The organism is Streptomyces sp. 6-11-2 (assembly GCF_006540305.1).
Taxonomy (GTDB): Bacteria; Actinomycetota; Actinomycetes; order Streptomycetales; family Streptomycetaceae; genus Streptomyces.
In genome coordinates this window covers 3,054,487-3,071,097 of record NZ_BJOR01000001.1, presented here as the reverse complement: position 1 = coordinate 3,071,097, position 16,611 = coordinate 3,054,487, and the positions used below count along the sequence as shown (strand labels likewise).

Sequence of the window (16,611 nt, the reverse complement as noted above, 5' to 3'; positions counted from 1 at the left end):
CCATGGCGGACGCCAAGGTCATTCCGTTCGACGACGACCGGTCCCGCGGGAGCGCCGGACAGCGGCCGTCGCGGCGCCGGAGCACGGGGAGTCGCCGCACCGGCGCCGAGCCGGCGGCGGTCGGCGAGGTGCAGCCCCTGCCCGGCAGGGGGGCCGCGCAGGATGATGTCCCGGTGACCAGTGAGGGACAGCCGCCAGAGCCGCCGAGCCGGCCGTCGCAGGACGGCGGTCTGGAGCGGCGCATCGCGAGCGGTCTGGCGTTCCTGCGCCGCCGCCTCACCGGGGACTACGACGTCGACGACTTCGGCTACGACGCCGAACTCACCGACCAGCTTCTGATGTCCCTGTTGCGGCCTCTGTACGAGAAGTACTTCCGGGTCGATGTGAAGGGCATCGAGAACATTCCCGCCGAGGGCGGCGCCCTGATCGTCGCCAACCACTCCGGCACGCTGCCGCTGGACGGGCTGATGATGCAGGTCGCCGTGCACGACCGGCATCCCGCGGACCGGCATCTGCGGCTGCTCGCGGCCGACCTGGTGTTCGTGCTGCCGGTGGTCAACGAACTCGCCCGCAAGCTCGGCCACACCCTCGCCTGCACCGAGGACGCCGAGCGGCTGCTCGGGCAGGGCGAGCTGGTCGGGGTGATGCCGGAGGGCTTCAAGGGCATCGGCAAGCCGTTCAGCGAGCGCTACAAGCTGCAGCGGTTCGGGCGCGGCGGCTTCGTGTCGACCGCGCTGCGCCAGGGCGTGCCGATCATCCCGTGCTCGATCGTCGGGGCCGAGGAGATCTACCCGATGATCGGCAACGCCAAGACCCTCGCGCGACTGCTGGGCATCCCGTACTTCCCGCTGACGCCCACCTTCCCGTGGCTGGGGCCGCTGGGCGCGATCCCGCTGCCGACGAAGTGGACGATCCAGTTCGGCGAGCCCATTCCGACGGACGGGTATCCGCCGGAGGCGGCCGAGGACCCGATGCTGATGTTCAACCTGACCGACCAGGTCCGCGAACAGATCCAGCACACCCTCTACAAGCTGCTGGTGCAGCGCAGGTCGGTGTTCTTCTGACCGTGCCACGAAGGCGGGGGCACCCCTGGTGAGGGGTGCCCCCGCCTTCGTGGGGCTGTGCCCGGCACCGCCTACTTCGCGTCCTCCGCGTTGATACCGAGGCCGGGCAGCAGGCCCGGGAGAAGCGGCGGGATCGTCACATCGGGGCCGCTGGAGGGCGACTTGGTCGCGGACGGCGAGGCGCTGCCGCTGCTGGGCTTCGGCGGGTCCAGCAGGCCGCCGGTGGAGCCGCCGAACAGCCCCTCGTCCGCGCTGCCCGAGCCGGTCGACGCGCTGGGGCTGTCGCTGCCGGTGTGGGGGCTGCCGGAGGAGGTGTCGCCGCCGGTGCTGGGCTGGGCCGAGTGCGCGGCGCCGGGCGAACCGGCGGTCGGTGTCGGCCGGGGGCCGTGCTGCGTGCCGTCGCCGCCCGGGGCGGGGTGCTGGGGGAGCATCGACTGGAGCGGGGCGACCTCGTCGTCTATGGCGTCGAACACCGACGACACCTGCTGACTGACGTCGCCGAGCTGCACGGGGAGGCGGTCGCGGAGCGCGCCCCAGGCCTCGCGGTGGGACCGCGAGAAGGTGGAGAGGGCCTGGATGGGACGCAGGGAGTCGGGGTCGCGCTCGTACGCCTCGTGCAGCAGGCGGTGGCCCTCGGTCGCGTCGTGCTGCATCCCGGACAGGGTGCGGCGGATCTCGCCGAGCGACTCGTGGTCGAGCCCGCCGCCGCGGCCGCGCTCCATCAGCCTGCGGGCCTCGCTCAACCGGGTCGAGGCGAGGTCGAGGTAGGCCTGGCCCTGCTCGTCGGCGCCGTCGGTCAGGTAGGTGAGCTTGAAGTCCTCGATGCCGCGCTTGAGGCCGTACAGCGAGTCACCGGGGAGGGCGCTGGAGCTGGCGGCGGCCACTCCGCCGAAGGCTCCCGCGGCCACACCCACGCTGAGTCCGCCGGCGGCCAGCGACTTGCTCAGCCGCGTGCGCGGCCGCAGTTTCCCCAGGCCGCTCGCCCGGTGTGCGCCGCGCGCCCGTTGCCTGGGCACCGGTGGGTCACTCGCCTCGCCCGCCGCGGTGCTCTCCTGGAGCATGGCCTCCATCGCGGCCACCAGGCGGGCCCGCTGGACGACCTTGACCTCGGGGTCCAGCTCCGGCCGCGGCAGCGCGTCCAGACCGGTGGCGAGGGCCAGCATGCGGCCCTGCTCGGTCTGTTCCGCGGCAGCCGGGGCCCGTGCCGGTCCTTCGGCCTGTTCGGCCGCCGTGCCCCGGTCGGACAGTTCTTCCAGGGCCTGGGCGAAGGCGTTCGCCCGCCGGTGCGCCGATACATTCGCGATCACTGGCGGCACCTCCTCTCGTCATCACGGTCGACTCCCCGGGGGTCCTGAGGGTGCACGTCCACAGCCGCTTCTTCCGGTCGGTCGACCAGGATTGGCCAGGGCGTGACCACAGGGAGCCTCTATCCCGCACAACGAGCGGCGCGGCACTTGGGTTACGGACCCGGGCGGATCGGATCGAGAAGTCAACGCGCTTCGACGGAGCGTGAGTTGAAGGTCGCGGAGCGTGTGTGCGGCTCAGCGCGTGTCGTCGGGGAGAAGCCGGGCCAGGGTGCGCACGGCCCGGTACTGAAGGGTCTTGATGGCACCCTCGTTCTTGCCCATCACCCGGGCGGTCTCCGCGACGGACAGGCCCTGGAGGAAGCGGAGCGTGACGCATTCCTGCTGCTGCGGGTTGAGCCGTCGTACGGCGTCCAGGAGGGCGGCGTTGGACAGGGACTCGAGGACGGAGTCCTCGGGGGAGCGCTCGACCTCGTTGGCGTCGAGCATCTCGCCGGTGGTGACCTCGAGCCGGAACCGGCTGGACTTGAAGTGGTCGGCGACGAGGTTGCGGGCGATGGTGACCAGCCAGGCGCCGAAGTCGCGGCCCTGCCAGGTGAAGGTGCCGATGCGGCGCAGGGCGCGCAGAAAGGTCTCGCTGGTGAGGTCCTCGGCCGTCGCCTTGCCGCCGACGCGGTAGTAGATGTACCGGTACACGGTGTCGCTGTACTGGTCGTAGAGCCGTCCGAAGGCATCGGCCTCGCCGGCCTGGGCGCGTTCGACGAGCTCCATCATCCGGGCGCTGTCGCTGTCCGCGGCGGGCCGCCGGACGGTGCCCGCCGAGGCCGAGCGTCCTCGTCGGCCGGCCGCCCGTCCGTCGCCGGTTCGTCGTCCCTCGACCACGGCGCTGCGAGTCGGCACCTGCTCCATGCCGTCGGCCAGCGCGTAGGCCGGACCTACCGGCGCGGCGGTGGCGAATACGGGGCCGGCGTACGCGGTGGGGACGAGACCGCGCAGCAGGTCCAGGACCGTTGCGCGGAGCGTAGCCAGGCCCGAGGCGTCAACCCCGACGTGTGGGTACACGGGACTCCCAGAGGCAGAGCTTCCATCACGTGCAGTGCGGAACCGTTCACCCGTCGTAGCGACGATGGGGTAACTGGTTTGCGTCTGAGGAGAATAACGCTTCGTACAGGCACTGCTACACCGAGTTGCTCAAATCATCGATTCCGTCGCTTCCGTAACCGATTGGCGTGCGGTCGGACGTCGGAGAGTGACCGTTTGCTGACCGATCTGTTCCGTCTTCGGTGTGTGTCCGGGGCGCATCCTGGCGATGCACCGCCAATTCGAATGGCCAGAACGGCATGGGCGTACGTTCGGTCAATTGCCCGCGGTTCCGGGTGCGCCGCACGAACGCGATCGGCTGAGGCCCGTACCGCCAGTGGGCGGTACGGGCCGCAGGCGGTACGGACGGTGGCCGGTGACGAGTGGGGGAGCGGCGGTGCGGTGCTCCGGCGTCAGCGGCGGCGGCGGTGCAGGGCGATGGCCGCGGCGGTGCCGCCGGCGACGGCGCCGACGCCGGCCGCCGCGGGGATGCCGACCTTGGCCGCCTTGCGGCCGGTGCGGTAGTCGCGCAGGCGCCAGTCCATCTCCCGGGCGTGGCGGCGGAGCTTGGCGTCGGGGTTGATGGCGTAGGGGTGGCCGACCAGGGACAGCATGGGGATGTCGTTGTGGGAGTCGCTGTAGGCGGCGCAGCGGGTCAGGTCCAGGGCCTCCGCCGCGGCCAGGGCGCGCACCGCCTCGGCCTTCGCCGGGCCGTGCAGCGGTTCGCCGACCAGTCGGCCGGTGTAGACGCCGTCGACGGACTCCGCCACCGTGCCCAGCGCGCCGGTCAGGCCCAGCCGGCGGGCGATGACCTGGGCGATCTCCACCGGTGCGGCTGTGACCAACCACACCTTCTGACCGGCCTCCAGGTGGGCCTCGGCGAGTGCGCGCGTGCCCGGCCAGATCCGCTCGGCCATGTACTCGTCGTAGATCTCCTCGCCGATGGACTTCAGCTCGGCGACCCGGTGGCCCTTCACGATCGACAGCGCCGAGTCGCGGGCGTCCTGCATGTGCTCGGGGTCCTCCACCCCGGCCAGCCGGAACCACGCCTGCTGCCAGGCGAACTTGGCGAGGTCGCGCGTGTCGAAGAACTTCCGCTTGTACAGGCCCCGGCCGAAGTGGAACAGCGCGGCGCCCTGCATGACGGTGTTGTCCAGGTCGAAGAAGGCGGCGGCCCTTTCGTCCCCGTGCACCGGGAACTCCGACGCCTCCCGCGGGGCCGGCGGGACGCCCGCTTCCTGCGAGGATTTGCGCGCTGCCTCCGCAGAGGCCTCGCCTGCCAACACGCTTCGCGCCGTGGCGGAGCGCCTACGGGAAGTGAGCCATCCGAGAGCGGCCATGGCGTGAGCATAGCCAGTTGGCCGGGTGGTTCCGGAGTCGAGAGGTTTCGCGGCCCGTGAACTCTTCGCGACGGTGTCGTTGCGGCGGTCCGCGCCGGCGGGGTTCCGCGGCCCCGTGCCGGAGCGACAATGGCCGACATGAGTCCCATCTTCCGCCGCAGGTCCCCCGGGCCCCAGGGGCGGCTCGTCACCCTCGTCCGCAAGCCCGGCTGCCACCTGTGCGACGACGCGCAGGCCGTCGTGGAGAAGGTCTGCGCCGACCTGGGCGTCGCCTGGGAACAGAAGGACATCACCCAGGATCCGGAGTTGTACGACCAGTACTGGGAGCAGATTCCGGTTGTACTCGTCGACGGTGAACAGCACACCTTCTGGCGGGTGAACGAGGGGCGGCTGCGCAAGGAGCTCGCGGGCTGATCGGGACTGACCGAGGAGTCCAAACTGGCCGGAAGTCGCCTAGAATCGATGGCGTCTTGGCCTCGGGGGTGGGGATCGTAGAGGAGAGTGTGCGGTTTTGCCCCCAACAAGAAAGGCACAGAGGTGCGGATGTGCCGGTTCCAAACATCCGCGTCGGGGGTGCGTGACCCCGGTCACGTTGGCCGGGCAAATCGGACACCATCTTTGTGCACACGTTCACAAAGACATAGCCTGCTGTCGACGGGGCGGTCTGGGGACATATGACCGCCCGCAGCCCCGCTCTACCCGCAGGAGCACCGTGGCAACTGGCCGAACTCACCGACCGGCGACCCGTAGCCGAGGGATTCCCGAGGCCACCGTCGCCAGGCTTCCGCTGTACCTCCGAGCCCTGACCGCACTGTCGGAGCGCTCGGTGCCCACGGTCTCCTCCGAGGAGCTCGCGGCCGCGGCGGGGGTCAATTCCGCCAAGCTGCGCAAGGACTTCTCCTACCTCGGCTCCTACGGGACCCGCGGGGTCGGCTACGACGTCGAGTATCTCGTGTACCAGATCTCCCGCGAACTGGGGCTCACCCAGGACTGGCCGGTTGTGATCGTCGGTATCGGAAACCTCGGCGCCGCCCTCGCCAACTACGGCGGCTTCGCCTCCCGCGGCTTCCGCGTCGCCGCGCTCATCGACGCCGACCCCGCGATGGCCGGCCGGCCCGTCGCCGGCATCCCGGTCCAGCACGCCGACGAGCTGGAGAAGATCATCCGGGACAACGGCGTGTCGATCGGCGTGATCTCGACCCCCGCGGGCGCCGCCCAGCAGGTCTGCGACCGGCTGGTGGCCGCCGGTGTCACCTCCATCCTGAACTTCGCGCCGACCGTGCTGTCCGTCCCGGACGGCGTCGACGTGCGCAAGGTCGACCTCTCCATCGAGCTTCAGATCCTCGCCTTCCACGAGCAGCGCAAGGCCGGTGAGGAGGCCGTCGCCGACCGCACCCTCCCGCCCGCCGCCGCGGTCCGCGACGAGTCCACCGACCAGGGCCCGGACGGGGATGTCCCCGCCGTGATGCCGGCATGAGTCTCCTCGTCGTCGGACTGAGCCACCGCAGCGCCCCGGTCAGCCTCCTGGAGCGCGCCTCGCTGAGCGCGGACGGCCAGGACAAGCTGCTCCAGGACACGGTCGCCGCCGAGCCGGCCACCGAGGCCGCCGTGCTCGCCACCTGCAACCGCATCGAGCTGTACGCCGACGTGGACAAGTTCCACGCCGGTGTCGCCGAGCTGTCCACACTGCTCGCCCAGCACAGCGGGGTCGGTCTCGAGGAACTCACCCCGTACCTCTACGTGCACTACGAGGACCGGGCCGTCCACCACCTGTTCTCGGTGGCCTGCGGCCTGGACTCGATGGTCGTCGGCGAGGGCCAGATCCTCGGCCAGATCAAGAACTCGCTGGCCCGCGCCCAGGAACTGCACACCGCCGGGCGTCTGCTGAACGACCTGTTCCAGCAGGCCCTGCGGGTCGGCAAGCGCGCCCACTCCGAGACCGGCATCGACCGCGCCGGGCAGTCCCTTGTCACCTTCGGCCTGGAGCAGCTGTCCGCGGGCGCGGACGTGCAGGACTGGGCGCGCGGCAAGAAGGCCCTGGTCATCGGCGCCGGTTCGATGTCGTCACTGGCCGCCGCCACGCTCGCGCGGGTCGGCGTCCGCGAGATAGTGATCGCCAACCGTACGCCGGACCGGGCCGAGCGCCTCGTCCAGATCCTCACCGAGGGCGACGACACGGACGTGCTGGCCCGCGCGGTACCGATGAACGCGGTGCCGCTCGAGCTGACACGTGCAGATGTCGCCGTCTCCTGCACCGGCGCGACCGGACTGGTCCTGACCGCCGAGACGGTCACCTCCGCCATCGAGGGCCGTACCGGGGTGCCCGTTGCCGTGTCGCAGGCCGTCGCGGAAGAGCACGGCAGGGGCCGTACGGCGGTGCGGACGGACGTCCGCGAGACCCCCCTGCCGCCCGTGGGCGCCGCGGGTGCCGACGAGAACTGCCCGCTGGACCTCGCCGCCGCCGAGCCCGGCTTCTCCCTGATGGGCGAGTCCGCCGTGGCCGGCATGGACGCGGCCACCCTGGAGCAGCACGGTACGTGGGTCGATGGGGGTACCGCCCTGCTCGAGCGGAGCCGAGAGCTTGGGGGAGGAACTCTCGACCGCCGCGAGTCCGCCCGTGCCGAGGCCGGCCCGGAGACCGATGCCGAGCTGATCACCGCGCTCGCCGCGACGGTGGCCACCGCCGGCCGGATCCCCGAGCACCGCAGGCCCGAGCCGGTCGCCGTCGCTCCGCGCCCCGAGCCGGCCCTCTTCGTGCTGGACCTCGCCATGCCGCGCGACGTCGACGCGGCCGTGCACCGGCTCGCCGGGGTGCGCCTGGTGGACATCGAGTCGCTCGCCGAGGCCTCCGCCGACGCTCCGATGGCCGCCGACGTCGACCAGGTCCGCCGTATCGTCTCCGACGAGGTCGCGGCCTTCGGGGCGGCCCTGCGGGCGGCGCACATCACACCCACCGTCGTCGCGCTGCGCACCATGGCCGCCGACGTCGTGAGCAGCGAGATCGCCCGCCTGGAGGGGCGGCTGCCCAGCCTCGACGACAAACACCGGGCGGAGATCACCCAGACCGTCCGGCGTGTCGTGGACAAGCTGCTGCACGCGCCGACGGTCAGGGTCAAGCAGCTCGCGGCCGAGCCCGGCGGCGCCGGATACGCGGACGCGCTGCGCACCCTGTTCGACCTGGACCCCGAGACGGTCGCCTCCGTCTCCCGGGCCGACAGCGATTCCGACGACTCCGAGAAGCACGACGACTCCGAGAAGCACAGCAAGAACCGAGGGCCAGCATGACTGAGAAGGCACTGAGGCTCGGGACCAGGCGCAGCAAGCTCGCCATGGCCCAGTCCGGGTTGGTGGCGGACGCCGTGAGCCAGGTGACCGGACGGCCTGTCGAGCTCGTCCCGGTCACCACCTACGGCGACATCTCCCGCGAGCACCTCGCACAGATCGGCGGCACGGGTGTGTTCGTGGCCGCGCTGCGCGAGGCGTTGCAGCGGGGCGAGGTGGACTTCGCGGTTCATTCGCTCAAGGACCTGCCCACCACGCAGCCCGAGGACCTGGTCCTGGCCGCCGTACCCGAGCGCGAGGACCCGCGCGACGTGCTCGTCGCCCGGGACGCGCTGAAGTTCACCGACCTGCCCCGCGGGGCGCGCATCGGTACGGGCTCGCCGCGCCGCATGGCCCAGCTGAACGCGTACGCCCGCGCCCACGGCCTGGACATCGAGACGGTCCCGATCCGGGGCAACGTCGACACCCGCATCGGCTTCGTCAAGAACGGCGAGCTCGACGCGGTGGTGCTCGCCGCCGCCGGGCTGAACCGGGTCGGCCGGAGCGACGAGGCGACCGACTTCCTGTCGGTCGACACGATTCTGCCCGCCCCCGGCCAGGGGGCCCTGGCGGTCGAGTGCAGGGCGGGGCACACCGCCCAAGACGCTGCCCTCGCCGCCGAGCTCGCCGAGCTCGACGACCCGCACACGCGGGCCGCCGTGACCGCCGAGCGGTCACTGCTCGCCGCCCTCGAGGCCGGTTGCAGCGCCCCGGTGGGCGCGCTGGCCGACCTGCTGGGCGACGGGCGGATTGTCAAGGAAATGCGCCTGCGGGGCGTCGTCGGCAGGACCGACGGCTCCGCACTGGTGCAGCTGTCCACCACCGGTCCCGTGCCCCAGACGCACGACCAGGCGATGGCACTCGGTCGCGAACTCGCCACCGAGATGCTCGCCCAGGGCGCGGCCGGTCTGATGGGGGAGCGAGCACAGTGAGCCCCACCACCCTTCCCGCCTGTCCCGAACACGGGCACGTCACCTTCCTCGGTGCCGGACCCGGAGATCCGGGACTGCTCACACTGCGCGCCGTGGAGGCGCTGGCCAACGCGGACGTCCTCGTCGCCGAGCACGAGGTGCTCGACGTCGTGCGCACGCACGCCAGGCAGGGCGTCGCCGTCGTGCACACGGATCCGGGTCCTTCGGCGGACTCGCATCCGGGCACGGGCACGCCCCAGCTCACGGTAGTTGACGGCACGTCAACAACCGCTGGGATCCCCGCGGTGCGGGATGCCGCACATCTTGTCATGGAGGCCGCGCGGGGCGGCAGGCGGGTCGTCCGTGCGGTGTCCGGGGACCCGGGACTCGACACGTACGCCGCGGAGGAGATGCTCGCCTGCGCCGCCGCGGGCGTTCCCTTCGAGGTCGTCCCCGGCATCGCGGCCGCCGTCGGCGTGCCCGCGTACGCCGGGGTGCCGCTGCGTGACGCCCAGGGCACCGACGTACGGTTCGTCGACGCGCGTACGGCCTCCGACCGCTGCTGGACCGAGGTCGGCGCCTCGGACGGCACGGTCGTCGTGTCGACCACGCTCGACTCGGTCGCCGCGGCGGCCGGTGAACTGGTCTCGGCGGGCCGCAAGCCCGACACCCCGTTGACGGTGACGGTCGCCGGTACGACCACCCGCCAGCGCACGTGGACGGCGACGCTCGGCACGATCGCGCAGACCCTGAAGCAGGCCAAGGTCCTGCCGTCCCCGGACGGCGGGCGTCCGGTGATAGCCGTGGTCGGCGAGCGCAGCGCGACCGCCCAGCGCGACCAGCTGTCGTGGTTCGAGTCCAAGCCGCTGTTCGGGTGGAAGGTCCTCGTGCCGCGCACCAAGGAGCAGGCGGCCTCGCTCTCCGACCAGCTGCGGTCCTACGGAGCCGTGCCGCACGAGGTCCCGACGATCGCCGTCGAGCCGCCGCGCACGCCCCAGCAGATGGAGCGCGCGGTGAAGGGCCTGGTGACCGGCCGCTACGAGTGGATCGCGTTCACCTCGGTCAACGCGGTGAAGGCGGTGCGGGAGAAGTTCGAGGAGTACGGGCTTGACGCCCGGGCCTTCGCCGGCATAAAGGTGGCGGCCGTCGGCGACCAGACCGCGAAGGCGCTGATCGCCTTCGGCGTGAAGCCGGACCTGGTGCCGAGCGGTGAGCAGTCCGCCGCGGGCCTGCTGGAGGACTGGCCGCCGTACGACCCGGTCTTCGACCCGATCGACCGTGTCTTCCTGCCTCGTGCGGACATCGCCACGGAGACGCTCGTGGCGGGTCTGATCGAACTGGGCTGGGAGGTCGACGACGTCACGGCCTACCGCACGGTCCGCGCCTCTCCGCCCCCGGCGGAGACCCGTGAGGCCATCAAGGGCGGCGGCTTCGACGCGGTGATGTTCACGTCGTCGTCCACGGTGCGGAACCTGGTCGGCATCGCGGGCAAGCCGCACAACGTGACGGTGATCGCCTGCATCGGCCCGGCCACGGCGAAGACCGCCGAGGAGCACGGCCTGCGGGTGGACGTGATGGCCCCCGAGCCGTCCGTCCACAAGCTGGCCGAGGCCCTGGCCGACTTCGGCGCGAGGCGCCGCCTCGCGGCCCTGGACGCGGGCGACCCGGTGACCCGCCCGAGCGAACGGCGACCGGGGTCGCGCAGGCGTCGTACGTCGACGTGAGTGTGTGAGCAGGTGGCGGAGCGTGCCGTGCGGGCGCGTTCCGCCATCGTGCGTTTTTGCCCGCGGTGGGCGGCCGGGCCGGCTTCACGGCCCGGGACGCACGGTGTTCACCGAGGTTTTCGCGAGGGCCAGCTCGCGGAGGATGCGGGCCAGGTCGGCGGGTTCGGCCGCGAGGCGGACCGGGGTGCCGGCGTCGTCGAGTTCGGCGACGTCCCAGTGTCTGTCCACGGGGTCGGAGCCCCGGGCTCGTCGTACGTTCTTGAGGGTGAGCCGCTGCACCGGTATCGGTTTCGCCGCGAACCGGCCCGGGCCGGGCGCCACCGCGAGGGGGCCGCCGTCCAGGACGATGTGGGTGCCGAAGCCGTGCGGGTTGTAGTCGGTGTCCTCCAGGAAGCGGGCGGGCAGGAACTCCTCCTCGGCCTCTGCGGCGGCGGACTTACCGGTCGCCGTGTCCGGCGCGGAAGCGGTGGTGGTGTGCCAGGCCCCGATGAACAGGCCCAGCGTGACCAGCGAGCCCACGACCAGCCACGTGATCGCCGCGGGGGAGGAGAACAGGGTCGTGGGGTGGAGGTAGCAGAGCGGCAGGAGCCACAGGGCGGTGGCGGCGAGTGCGCCCGCGAACGGGAGGGCCGGCGGGAGGTCCTTGGCATTGCGCAGCCGGCGCCCGAGCAGGCCCAGCAGTGAGTGGGCCCCGGCGTAGCACGCGGCGAGAGCGAACGCGGCCGCGAAGACGGCGGTGGCCCCGGCAGTGGCGACGTTCTCGTGCCACGCGTAGCTCTTCCCGGCGACCTTCATCACTCGGCCGCGCCAGAAGGTCAGTTCGACGTGGTCGCCGGCCCGGAACTCCAGGACGGCATCGCGGGAGACCTTGACCCGCTCCAGCGGCCGGCCGTCGGTGAAGTACAGCCAGTTGGGCTGCCGCCTGCTCCCGCTGTCCTCGGTTCGCGAGATCACTGCCGGCGTCGCGGTCAGGCACTCGCGGCGCTCCGCGGCGGGCGTCCGGGCGGTGCACGCGGTGGCCGACTTCCACGCCTGTTCGTCCGACGCGGTGCCGGACACGGACAGTGCGGCCATGGCCGCAAACACGAGCAGCACAGGGCACAGGACCAGCGCCCCTGCCCAGCCGTGCCGGGTGGTGCCGTACGACACGGCGGGGACCTTGCCCGGATCCGTGGCCGCGTGGCGGCGGTGCAGCGCGCGCAGCGCCTTCACCTCGGCGTCGAAGTCCGGGGCGTCGGACGAGCGGCTCCGCGGCAGGGGCAGGAGCCACTCACGTCCGTAGTGCGGGACCAGGGTCACGCGACGGGGCGTGTGGGTCCAGGAAGTTCGCGCGGGCCTCTGCTGCACGCGCAGTTCGGCGATGTCGCCCCATGGCACGCTTTGGCGGCGCAGCAGCGTTCGCACGTGCAGACCCCGGGCGTCGGCGCTCACCCGGACGAAGGGCCACAGGGCGCGTCTCCAGCGGGGGCGGCAGGTCAGGTTCCACACATCGGCCATGCGCGCCATCGTGTCATCGGCCGAGCCGCGCGCCGACGGGGTGGTCCGGGCCGCCGGTCGGAGGCCCGGACCCGTCCACGAGTCGTTACGCCACGGTCCGGATGAGCTTCTTGTTGACGAACTCCTCGATGCCGAGGCGGCCGAGTTCGCGGCCGAAGCCGGAGCGCTTGATGCCGCCGAAGGGCAGTTCCGCGCCCTCGGCGCCGACGCCGTTGACGAAGACCATGCCGGCCTCGATGCGGTCGGCGACGCGCTCGGCCTGGGCGGGGTCGGTGGTGAAGAGGTAGGACCCGAGGCCGTAGGGGGTGTCGTTGGCGATGCGCAGGGCGTCGTCCTCGTCGGCCGCCGGGAAGACCATCGCGACCGGTCCGAAGAGTTCCTGGCGGGCGGCGGTGTGTTCGGTGGTGAGCCCCGTGAGCACTCCGGCCGGGAAGTAGGCTCCGCGCCGCTCGCCCTCGCTGTGCAGCGTGGCGCCCTGGGCGACCGCCTCGTCGACCTGCCGGGCGAGGTTCTCGGCGGCGGCGACCGACGATAGCGGGGCACCGGTCTCGCCGGCGAGCAGCCGGGCGGCGAACTTCTCGACGAACGCGTCGTAGAGGTCCTCGACGACGACGAACCGCTTGGCGGCGTTGCAGGCCTGGCCGGTGTTGTCGAGCCGGGCGGCGACGGCGGCCTCGACGACCGCGTCGAGGTCGTCGGTGGACAGCACGATGAACGGGTCGGAGCCGCCGAGTTCGAGGACGACGCGCTTCAGGTTCCGCCCGGCGATCTCGGCGACGGCGGCACCGGCGCGCTCCGAGCCGGTGAGCGAGACGCCCTGGACCCGCGGGTCGGCGATCACCTCGGCGATCTGCTCGTTGGTGGCGTACACGTTGACGTACGCGCCGGCCGGGAAGCCAGCGTCCGCGAACAGCTTCTCAAGGAGCGCGGCGGTGGCCGGGCACTGGGGGGCGTGCTTGAGGACGATGGTGTTGCCGAGTGCGAGGTTCGGGGCGGCGAAGCGGGCCACCTGGTAGGCCGGGAAGTTCCACGGCATGATGCCGAGCAGGACGCCGACCGGGCTGCGCCGGACGACGGCGCTGCCGGGGCCGGAGGTGACGTCGAGCGGCTCGTCGGCGAGGAACTGCTCGGCGTGGTCGGCGTAGTAGTGGTAGATGTCGGCGCAGAAGCCGATCTCGCCCTCCGCCTCCGCGAGCGGCTTGCCCATCTCGCGCACGATGCTCGCGGCCAGTTCGGCCTGGTGCTCGGTGTGCAGATCGCCGAGCCGGCGCAGCAGCGCGGAGCGCTCGGCCACGGTGCTGCCACGGCCCCAGGCGGTGGCCGCGTGGGCGGCGGCGACGGCCGCCTCGATCTCGGCGTCGGTGGCGGTCGGGTAGGTCTCGGCGACTTCGCCGGTGGTGGGGTCGGTGACGGCGTACATCAGGTCTCCGGAAAGTGGTCGGGTGCGGGGCGGCTGTCGGTCACGGGACGGCTCACGGGGTCAGGATCGTCCTGACCCCGGTGTTCGACCTGAGATCGTCGAACGCCTGCGCCGTCTCCCGCAGCGGCCGGGTCCTGCCGATCAGGTCGTCCAGCGGCAGCCGGCCCGCCAGGTAGAGGCGGGCCAGTTTGGGGATGTCGATCTCCCCGACACTGGAGCCGTAGTTGCAGCCGAGGATACGTTTCCCCTGGTCGGTGAGGTCGAACAGGTCGAAGGAACCGGTCGCGCCGGTCGGTGCCATCCCGACCAGGACGGCCGCGCCGCCCGAGATGAGCATGGCCGGGAGGGTCTCGACGACCTTGGGGCTCCCGATCGCCTCGAAGGCGTAGTCCACTCCGCCGAGCTGCTCCTGGCACCAGGCCGCGACGTCGGTCCCGGCGCCGTCGAGTGTGTGGGTGGCGCCGAACCGCTCGGCCACGGCGAGCCGTTCGGGGGAGAGGTCGACGGCGATGATGTGCTCAACCGGGCGGCGAGCGCCACGACCGCGACGGGTGAGGAAGGTGAAGTGGAAACCGCCGGAGCCGAACGCGATCAGGGTCGCGGCGGCGTCGCCGTTCAGCCCGAGCAGAAGCCCGAGACCGGCCGGCACGGCCGTCGCCGCCCCGGCCGACTCCCCGTCGGCAAAGACATCGGGGCGGCGGGCGTAGCGTAGAGGGCATGACGAAGTACGGATCCTTTCCCGGTACGCGTCCTCGCCGGCTGCGCACCATCCCCGCCATGCGGCGCATGGTCGCCGAGACCCGGCTGCACCCGGCGGACCTCATCCTCCCCGCGTTCGTCCGCGAGGGCGTGAGCGAGCCCGTGCCGATCTCGACGATGCCCGGGGTGGTGCAGCACACGCGGGAGAGCCTGAAGAAGGCGGCCGCCGAGGCGGTGGAGGCCGGGATCTCCGGGATCATGCTGTTCGGGGTGCCGGAGGAGGGCAAGAAGGACGGCCTCGGGACGGCGGGAACGGACCCGGACGGGATCCTCCAGGTCGCGCTGCGCGATGTGCGCGCCGAGGTCGGGGACGAGCTGCTCGTCATGTCCGACCTGTGTCTCGACGAGTTCACCGACCACGGCCACTGCGGCGTCCTCGACGCCGAGGGCCGGGTCGACAACGACGCCACGCTCGAGCGGTACGCCGAGATGGCCCAGGTCCAGGCCGACGCCGGCGCCCATGTCGTGGGCCCCAGCGGGATGATGGACGGGCAGATCGGCGTCATCCGGGACGCGCTGGACCAGATCGGTCGGGAGGACGTGGCCGTCCTCGCCTACACCGTCAAGTACTCGTCCGCGTTCTACGGGCCCTTCCGGGAGGCGGTCGGCTCCTCGCTGAGGGGGGACCGCAAGACCTACCAGCAGGATCCGGCGAACCTGAGGGAGTCGCTGCGGGAGCTGGCCCTCGACCTGGAGGAGGGCGCCGACATGGTGATGGTCAAGCCGGCCGGTCCCTACCTCGACATCCTCGCCCGGGTCGCCGACGCCGTGGACGTGCCGGTCGCCGCCTACCAGATCTCCGGCGAGTACTCGATGATCGAGGCCGCCGCCGAGAAGGGCTGGGTCGACCGGGACCGGGCCATCCTGGAGACCCTGACCGGCATCAAGCGGGCCGGGGCGCGCAACATCCTCACCTACTGGGCCACCGAGGTCGCGCAGAAGCTGCGCTGACCCCGCCACCCCGCCGGGCCGCCCGTCTCCGCACGGGCGGCCCCGCCGCGCCGTGACCGGTGCGCGGAGGGGTCAGGAGCCCGTGCCCCGTTCGCCTTCGCCGCGTCGGCCGCGGGAACCTCCGCCCGCCGACGCCCGGGCCGAGCCGCCGTGCGAGGCGGCGTGCTGGTTCAGCACCTTCATGATCTCCATGGCCAGGGCCTCCGCCAGGGCGGGCGCGAGGGATTCCGCCAGCGCGGTCGCCAGGACCTGCGCGAACAGCGCCTTCTCCAGTTCCGAGGACCGGGAGTGCGCCGGCCGGGAAAGAGACGTCGCGGCCGCTTCCAGCAGAGCCGCCGTCAGCGGGTCCTTCCCATGCCTGATACCGGTACCGGTGTGCGGAATCCCGGACTCGCGCACCATTTCCTCGAAGACCTCGTCGATGAAGGTCTCCAGGGGATCCCGTTCCGTCTCTCCGCCGGACTCAGCTGCCATTTGTGGTTCCTCAAGTTCGATTGCCGTACGGGACCCGCCCCCCGATGCCGGTGGGCGCGGCCGTCGGGGGGCGGGGTGTCGCCCGTGCCTAGCGCCGGGCCAGCGCGGCGAGCAGCAGGGGGTTCTGGATCATCGAGCCCCCGCGCTCCTCGCGGCGGCGCATGAGCATGGCGAGGAGGAGGGGGTGTTCGATGATGGGCTCCTCGCGTTCCTCCCGGCGGCGCATCAGGGCGGCGAGCAGCAGGGGGTTCTGGATCATCGACTCCCCGCGCTCCTCGCGGCGGCGCATGAGCATGGCGAGGAGGAGGGGGTGTTCGATGATGGGCTCCTCGCGTTCCTCCCGGCGGCGCATCAGGGCGGCGAGCAGCAGGGGGTTCTGGATCATCGACTCCCCGCCCTCCTCCCGGCGGCGCATGAGCGCGGCGAGGAGGAGAGGGTGGTCGATGACCGGGTCCTCCCCGCGTTCCTCACGCCGGGCGAGCAGCGCGGCCAGCAGAAGCGGTCCGATGACGGACTCCTCTTCCTCCTGGCCGGCGCCCGCCTTCTCCCGCGTGGGGCTCTCCGTCGTTGCCGTCATGGATTCCTCCTTCTGTGAAGCAAGACGCAGACGCATGACGCGGCGGAGTGCCCGAACCGTGGGAAGTTCCGCGCTCCGCTCCTTCGTCATCGTCGGCGCGCCCGGTGCCCGCCGCACTTCGATCTTGTGCGGCGCGCGGAAGGCGATCCCGGCGACCCGTGCACGCCCGAGGAGGTGGGGGAGACGCCC

15 protein-coding genes are annotated in these 16,611 nt (G+C 72.1%); 7 read left to right on the top strand and 8 right to left on the bottom strand.

The genetic code is table 11. The features are described from left to right. Positions 1 to 2: 2 nt before the first annotated feature. Positions 3 to 1,064 carry a lysophospholipid acyltransferase family protein gene (locus TNCT6_RS13130; RefSeq protein WP_141359546.1) on the top strand — a complete coding sequence of 354 codons (1,062 nt, stop codon included), beginning with the start codon at positions 3 to 5 and terminating at the stop codon, positions 1,062 to 1,064. Between the two features lie 71 nt (positions 1,065 to 1,135). On the opposite strand, the gene TNCT6_RS13125 is transcribed toward TNCT6_RS13130, so the two are convergent. The 3 genes from TNCT6_RS13125 to TNCT6_RS13115 form a co-directional block, all read right to left on the bottom strand. Next, positions 1,136 to 2,371 (bottom strand): DUF5667 domain-containing protein, encoded by a 1,236-nt coding sequence (locus TNCT6_RS13125; RefSeq protein ID WP_141359545.1) that lies wholly within the window; start codon positions 2,369 to 2,371, stop codon positions 1,136 to 1,138. Between the two features lie 234 nt (positions 2,372 to 2,605). After that, positions 2,606 to 3,430, bottom strand: a complete 825-nt coding sequence (locus TNCT6_RS13120; protein WP_141359544.1) for an ECF subfamily RNA polymerase sigma factor, BldN family — start codon at positions 3,428 to 3,430, stop codon at positions 2,606 to 2,608. Between the two features lie 431 nt (positions 3,431 to 3,861). Then, positions 3,862 to 4,788: an HAD family phosphatase gene (locus TNCT6_RS13115; protein ID WP_141359543.1), complete on the bottom strand. Its 927-nt coding sequence runs from the start codon at positions 4,786 to 4,788 to the stop codon at positions 3,862 to 3,864. A gap of 129 nt (positions 4,789 to 4,917) precedes the next feature. Here TNCT6_RS13115 and TNCT6_RS13110 point away from each other — a divergent pair, with 129 nt between their 5' ends. From TNCT6_RS13110 to TNCT6_RS13090, 5 genes are all read left to right on the top strand, one after another. Continuing rightward, complete coding sequence (locus TNCT6_RS13110; RefSeq protein WP_172632892.1) at positions 4,918 to 5,202, top strand: glutaredoxin family protein; 285 nt, start codon at positions 4,918 to 4,920, stop codon at positions 5,200 to 5,202. A gap of 298 nt (positions 5,203 to 5,500) precedes the next feature. Beyond that, positions 5,501 to 6,265 (top strand): redox-sensing transcriptional repressor Rex, encoded by a 765-nt coding sequence (locus tag TNCT6_RS13105; RefSeq protein ID WP_141359541.1) that lies wholly within the window; start codon positions 5,501 to 5,503, stop codon positions 6,263 to 6,265. Continuing rightward, complete coding sequence (locus tag TNCT6_RS13100; protein ID WP_141359540.1) at positions 6,262 to 8,073, top strand: glutamyl-tRNA reductase; 1,812 nt, start codon at positions 6,262 to 6,264, stop codon at positions 8,071 to 8,073. The genes TNCT6_RS13105 and TNCT6_RS13100 overlap by 4 nt, the downstream gene beginning before the upstream one ends. Continuing rightward, positions 8,070 to 9,041: a hydroxymethylbilane synthase gene (hemC, locus tag TNCT6_RS13095; RefSeq protein ID WP_141359539.1), complete on the top strand. Its 972-nt coding sequence runs from the start codon at positions 8,070 to 8,072 to the stop codon at positions 9,039 to 9,041. The genes TNCT6_RS13100 and hemC overlap by 4 nt, the downstream gene beginning before the upstream one ends. Further along, positions 9,038 to 10,744 (top strand): bifunctional uroporphyrinogen-III C-methyltransferase/uroporphyrinogen-III synthase, encoded by a 1,707-nt coding sequence (locus tag TNCT6_RS13090; protein ID WP_141359538.1) that lies wholly within the window; start codon positions 9,038 to 9,040, stop codon positions 10,742 to 10,744. The genes hemC and TNCT6_RS13090 overlap by 4 nt, the downstream gene beginning before the upstream one ends. Positions 10,745 to 10,828: 84 nt before the next feature. Here the strand turns inward: TNCT6_RS13090 and TNCT6_RS13085 are convergent, their stop codons facing one another. The 3 genes from TNCT6_RS13085 to TNCT6_RS13075 all read right to left on the bottom strand — a co-directional run bounded on the left by TNCT6_RS13085 (position 10,829) and on the right by TNCT6_RS13075 (position 14,310). After that, entirely contained in the window at positions 10,829 to 12,241 is a 1,413-nt protein-coding gene (locus TNCT6_RS13085) for a PH domain-containing protein (protein ID WP_141359537.1), read from the bottom strand. Between the two features lie 85 nt (positions 12,242 to 12,326). Next, positions 12,327 to 13,661, bottom strand: a complete 1,335-nt coding sequence (locus TNCT6_RS13080; protein ID WP_141359536.1) for an NAD-dependent succinate-semialdehyde dehydrogenase — start codon at positions 13,659 to 13,661, stop codon at positions 12,327 to 12,329. Positions 13,662 to 13,713: 52 nt separating this feature from the next. Next, positions 13,714 to 14,310: a zinc-binding dehydrogenase gene (locus TNCT6_RS13075; protein WP_253266094.1), complete on the bottom strand. Its 597-nt coding sequence runs from the start codon at positions 14,308 to 14,310 to the stop codon at positions 13,714 to 13,716. Positions 14,311 to 14,378: 68 nt separating this feature from the next. Here TNCT6_RS13075 and hemB point away from each other — a divergent pair, with 68 nt between their 5' ends. Beyond that, positions 14,379 to 15,371, top strand: coding sequence for a porphobilinogen synthase (hemB, locus tag TNCT6_RS13065; protein ID WP_141359534.1), 993 nt, complete (start codon positions 14,379 to 14,381; stop codon positions 15,369 to 15,371). 72 nt (positions 15,372 to 15,443) lie between these two features. Here hemB and TNCT6_RS13060 read toward each other — a convergent pair whose 3' ends face one another. After that, positions 15,444 to 15,845, bottom strand: coding sequence for a hypothetical protein (locus TNCT6_RS13060; RefSeq protein WP_141359533.1), 402 nt, complete (start codon positions 15,843 to 15,845; stop codon positions 15,444 to 15,446). Positions 15,846 to 15,933: 88 nt separating this feature from the next. Continuing rightward, the gene (locus TNCT6_RS13055; RefSeq protein WP_141359532.1) at positions 15,934 to 16,422 is read right to left on the bottom strand and encodes a hypothetical protein; all 489 of its coding nucleotides are present in this window, start codon (positions 16,420 to 16,422) and stop codon (positions 15,934 to 15,936) included. Positions 16,423 to 16,611: the final 189 nt, after the last annotated feature.

Excerpts from the sequence above, each read along its gene's own strand:
- hemB (WP_141359534.1), top strand. The coding sequence starts at position 14,379 with ATGACGAAGTACGGATCCTTTCCCGGTACGCGTCCTCGCCGGCTGCGC.
- TNCT6_RS13060 (WP_141359533.1), bottom strand. The coding sequence starts at position 15,845 with ATGGCAGCTGAGTCCGGCGGAGAGACGGAACGGGATCCCCTGGAGACC.
- TNCT6_RS13085 (WP_141359537.1), bottom strand. The coding sequence starts at position 12,241 with ATGGCCGATGTGTGGAACCTGACCTGCCGCCCCCGCTGGAGACGCGCC.
- TNCT6_RS13080 (WP_141359536.1), bottom strand. The coding sequence starts at position 13,661 with ATGTACGCCGTCACCGACCCCACCACCGGCGAAGTCGCCGAGACCTAC.
- TNCT6_RS13100 (WP_141359540.1), top strand. The coding sequence starts at position 6,262 with ATGAGTCTCCTCGTCGTCGGACTGAGCCACCGCAGCGCCCCGGTCAGC.
- hemC (WP_141359539.1), top strand. The coding sequence starts at position 8,070 with ATGACTGAGAAGGCACTGAGGCTCGGGACCAGGCGCAGCAAGCTCGCC.
- TNCT6_RS13130 (WP_141359546.1), top strand. The coding sequence starts at position 3 with ATGGCGGACGCCAAGGTCATTCCGTTCGACGACGACCGGTCCCGCGGG.
- TNCT6_RS13115 (WP_141359543.1), bottom strand. The coding sequence starts at position 4,788 with ATGGCCGCTCTCGGATGGCTCACTTCCCGTAGGCGCTCCGCCACGGCG.
- TNCT6_RS13055 (WP_141359532.1), bottom strand. The coding sequence starts at position 16,422 with ATGACGGCAACGACGGAGAGCCCCACGCGGGAGAAGGCGGGCGCCGGC.
- TNCT6_RS13110 (WP_172632892.1), top strand. The coding sequence starts at position 4,918 with ATGGCCGACATGAGTCCCATCTTCCGCCGCAGGTCCCCCGGGCCCCAG.